Raw genomic sequence first — 3,924 nt, 5'->3', positions numbered from 1 at the left:
GGTCGATGCCGAACGTGTCCAGGCCGATGCGGTGCAGGTGGGCGGTGATGCGGCCGGGGCCGCAGCCGACGTCGGCGACCGGCCCGTTGCCCTGGGCGCGGACGAGTTCGGCGAACAGCGCCAAGATGCCGCGTTGAAACGGCTCGCGGGCCAGTGCGTCGCGCAGCAGGTCGGCGTAGCTGACCGCGACCGTAGGAGGTTCGGGTGTCGTCGAGCCAGCCGGGAGCGCGCACAGGAAGCACGGTAGCCCAACCCGGACCGTGACCTCTTCCGGCCGATGCCACGGACCGCAGTCTCGATCGATGTCATAGGGGTAACGGGCCGTCGGTGTGCTGCGCCCAGCGACGATGGTTGCACTTTTTTCACTTCGAGGGATGATGGTGGTTGGTGCAGGCGGACAGGAGGAGTCATGTCCACGGAAGCGATCATGCCGGGGGATGGTGAACGTCCCTCATTGACCGAGTTGGCCAGCTTGCTGCACGACGGTGCGGGGGAGTTGGCGGTGCGCCGTGGCGGGGCGCAGGTGGAGGTTCCTGTGTCGGTGCGGGACGTGCTGACCAGGATCGCCGGTGTCCTGGCCTCTGGCCGTGGCGTGGCGATCGTGCCGGTGGATCGGGAGTTGACGACTACCGAGGCGGCCGGGTTGCTCGGTGTGTCCCGTCCGACATTGATCAAGCTGCTGGAGGCCGGTGAGATCGGCTATTCGCGGCCGAACTCCTCGCGCCGGATTCCGCTGGAGCAGGTGTTGGCCTACCGGGACCGGCGCGGTCGCACCAGGCGGGCGATCCTGGACGAGATGACCGCCGACGCCCTCGAGATGGGCATGTATGGCCAGCCCGCACCGGTCGAGACGGACGACGCGGCCTGACGGTGACGACGATCGCGGTCCTGGACGCCAACGTTCTGATCCCCAACGCGTTGTGTGACTTCCTGTTGCGGTTGGCCGAGGAGGAGATGTACCAGCCGCGCTGGTCACCGGCCATTCTGGACGAGGTTCGACGGCACGTGCCGGTGTCACCGGCGGCGATCGACCGGCGGATCGCATTCATGAACGCCGCGTTCGAAGACGCGCTGGTCACCGGCTACGAGTCGCTGATCGACCAGATGCGCAACGATCCGAAGGACCGGCATGTGCTGGCTGCGGCGGTGGCCGCCGGGGCGGACTCGATCATCGCCTGCAACCTGCGGGACTTCCCGGTTGCCGCGTGCCAACCCTACGGGCTGGTCGCCGAACATCCCGACACGGTTCTGCTGGACCTTTGGGCCCGCGAGCCGCGGACGCTGCTGCGGGTCCTTGGCGAGAGGCCGCCAGCACCGGCCGTCGGGGTACGCGGCTGACCGTCCATCAGGTACTCGACTATCTGGCAACCGCCGGGGCGCGCCGGTTCGCCGCAGCGGCGCGGCAGAGTGTTCCGCCTCCCGACGGAGTCCTGGCTTTGCCGTAACCCACGCCGGATCCCTCGAGCGTGGGATTGTCCGCAGCCATCGTGGTTGGGCACGGTGTCAGGATGGCGTCCTTGCGGTGGGAGGTTGGGTGTGGTGACCCGGCGGCGGGTGGCGACGAAGATCCGGGTCCTACCACCGGATGTCGTGCCGTTGAGCAAGGAGCACGAGCAGCAGGCGGTCCGGGCGATCGCGACGATGATCGATCAGTGGTGGCGGAAGCATGGCCGCGACGATGAATCGCCCGATGCGGCCAAGGCGGCGCCGGCGATCACGACGGAACTCGGCGGCGGACCGCCGTGACTGGTACATCTGGCCCGTGAACTGGGAAAACGCGGTTCCTATTCTGCCAAGTTTGGTCCACCAGTTTCAGCAGGCCGGAGGCCACGTTCCGAAGACCAGGGTTCGGCTCGAAGATCACCCGTAGACAAGACGTGGGCGACGTTGAATGCGGCCAGGTCGGAGCCGAAGCCCGGGCGAGGAGTGGCACCTCCTCACAGCCATTTCAGGCTAACGACGGGCGACCTGGGCTCCGGGGGGACGGCGATAGCTGGCCAACCGTGATCGAATGCTCAGGTTCATCAGATCACGAAGCGTAGCCCCGAAGGGTGGCCGTGCTGACCGCGCCGGGTGCCCGCTCATGCCGATGAGCGGATGAGCGATCATGGAAGCTGCGGAAGGCCGGATTCCTGCTCCGGCGGCTCGTTGTCCCGCCTTCCTGGCACCCGGTTGTCAACCGTTGTGTCCGCCCTCGGGTTCTTCCCGCTGCGGGGCTGGGGCGGGTGTAGGTCCGGGTCGGCGCTCAAGGCTAACTCCCACAGCGCCCTGCGCAGCGCCCGCATTCGTCGGACGCCCAGCAGCGCCTGCCAGGCGGCCTCGATCCGCGCTTCCTCGGCGATGGCGACGGGCAGCGCGCCGCGGCCGCGTGCGGTCAGCCGGATCAGTCGTGCTCGCCCGTCGGAGGGATCCGGCACCCGCTCCACGTAGCCGGCCGCCTCGAGCCCGTTGACCAGGGCGAGGGCGGTCTGCTTTGGGATGCGAGCGCGGTCGGCCAGGACGATCAGCCTGGTGCCGTCCAGGTCGATGCCGGCCAGCAGGCGGGCTTGTGCCCGGGTGACGTCGGCGTAGCCGGCCTTGGCGAGCGCGGCGACGATGCGGTCCTCGGCCGCCCGGAAGCCGATGAACATCAGCCAGCCGGACGAGATCTCGCGTCCCACCACAGACCTTCCAGGTAGTCCCGATCAGGACCAGTTATTAGTACCATCATCGTACTAGATTCAGTTGGACGAAGGGATCGGACCCAATGGACGACACCGAGGTCTGGTCGGCCGTCGACCGGCGACGCCGCGCCATCGTGGACACCTTGGCCGGCCTGGCCCCGCAGGAGTGGGACACCCCCTCGCTATGCGAGGGATGGACGGTCAGGGACGTCGCGGCGCACCTGACGATGCCGCTGCTGAGCATGCGGCAGCTGGCACTGCTCGCCATCCGGCATCCGGGCGGGACCAACCGCATCATCCGGGAAGGCTCGATCGACCTCGCCCGACGCCACGACCCCGAGCAGCTTGTGCACAGGCTCGGTCTGCTGGTGGGACGACACCGCACGTTCCCGGGACTGACCTGCCGCGAGTCGCTCATCGACGCCGTCGGCCACACCTTCGACATGACCATCCCGCTGGGTCGCCAGATCCGCATCCCCACCGCCGAGGTGGCCGAAGCGGCCGACCGGGTGGTCTCCTACCGCGGTCGCGGGAACGCGAAGGTCTTCCGCTCGCTGCCGCTGGCGACGTTCCGGCTCACCGCGACCGACCACGCCTGGTCCACCGGAGACGGCACGCAGGTGACGGGCACGATGGCCGACCTGTTCCTCCTGCTCACCGGACGCACCGCGCGGATCGGGCACCTGCACGGCCCGGGTGCGGACGAACTACGTCGGGCCGTCACCACCTGATCCCGTGCCCACCGCAGGAACCGCTCAGCATTGTCAGGCCCAGAGGTATGACTACGTGTAGTGACTTGTCGACGACTGTGATCAAGCTCGGAGTGGCCAGCCATGCCCATCCATGTGGAGCTGGCTTTCGTCCGTCCTGGCCAGACGGAGGTGGCGCTGACCGCGCGGCCGGGTCGGAGCCCAGCCGGGGCTGCTATTGGCGGTGCAGGCGGACGCCGGGGCCGAGCGTGTCGGCGCCGTGGAGGTGCTGGCCTTTGGCGGTCCAGATGTCGAGTGGTCGTCGGCCCGCCAATGGGGTCAGGTCGAGCGTGTCGCCGGCTTCATGGAGATCGAGCCGGCGCAGCGTGGGGATCTGGGCCAGCGGCGCCAGGTCGCACACGCGGCGACACCTGCTGAGCGCCACGCTGTTGAGCTGGGGGAGCTGGGTCAGTGGCTCGAGGTGCTCGACGGGTGTGCCGCTCAGGTCGAGTACTTCGAGGTGGGCCAGTGACGCAAGGGGGGTCAGGTCGCGTACCCAGTCGTTGTTACAG

Annotated in this window: 5 protein-coding genes and 1 pseudogene; 4 read left to right on the top strand and 2 right to left on the bottom strand. The window is 68.5% G+C overall.

Translation table 11 applies throughout. The annotated features are described in order from the left end of the window. The first annotated feature begins 409 nt into the window (after window positions 1-409). The 3 genes from AC08OU_RS19405 (at window position 410) to AC08OU_RS19395 (ending at window position 1,746) form a co-directional block, all read left to right on the top strand. Complete coding sequence (locus AC08OU_RS19405; RefSeq protein WP_476605479.1) at window positions 410-868, top strand: excisionase family DNA-binding protein; 459 nt, start codon at window positions 410-412, stop codon at window positions 866-868. A 2-nt stretch (window positions 869-870) separates the two neighbouring features. Next, window positions 871-1,338: a PIN domain-containing protein gene (locus AC08OU_RS19400; RefSeq protein ID WP_476605478.1), complete on the top strand. Its 468-nt coding sequence runs from the start codon at window positions 871-873 to the stop codon at window positions 1,336-1,338. 198 nt (window positions 1,339-1,536) lie between these two features. Continuing rightward, on the top strand, window positions 1,537-1,746 hold the full coding sequence (locus AC08OU_RS19395; RefSeq protein WP_476605477.1) for a hypothetical protein: 210 nt from the start codon (window positions 1,537-1,539) through the stop codon (window positions 1,744-1,746). Between the two features lie 359 nt (window positions 1,747-2,105). Here the strand turns inward: AC08OU_RS19395 and AC08OU_RS19390 are convergent, their stop codons facing one another. Beyond that, a complete protein-coding gene (locus AC08OU_RS19390; protein ID WP_476605476.1) occupies window positions 2,106-2,660 on the bottom strand; it encodes a MarR family winged helix-turn-helix transcriptional regulator in 555 nt (184 codons plus the stop codon). Window positions 2,661-2,746: 86 nt separating this feature from the next. Between AC08OU_RS19390 and AC08OU_RS19385 the strand changes: the two genes are divergently transcribed. Then, window positions 2,747-3,394 (top strand): maleylpyruvate isomerase family mycothiol-dependent enzyme, encoded by a 648-nt coding sequence (locus AC08OU_RS19385; RefSeq protein WP_476605475.1) that lies wholly within the window; start codon window positions 2,747-2,749, stop codon window positions 3,392-3,394. Between the two features lie 193 nt (window positions 3,395-3,587). Here AC08OU_RS19385 and AC08OU_RS19380 read toward each other — a convergent pair. Continuing rightward, window positions 3,588-3,924, bottom strand: a pseudogene (locus tag AC08OU_RS19380) (hypothetical protein); the annotation flags it as partial.

This window comes from Frankia sp. CcMO1, assembly GCF_977945845.1.
Note: the sequence above shows the minus strand (reverse complement) of the source record. Positions and strands in the feature narration are given on the sequence as shown.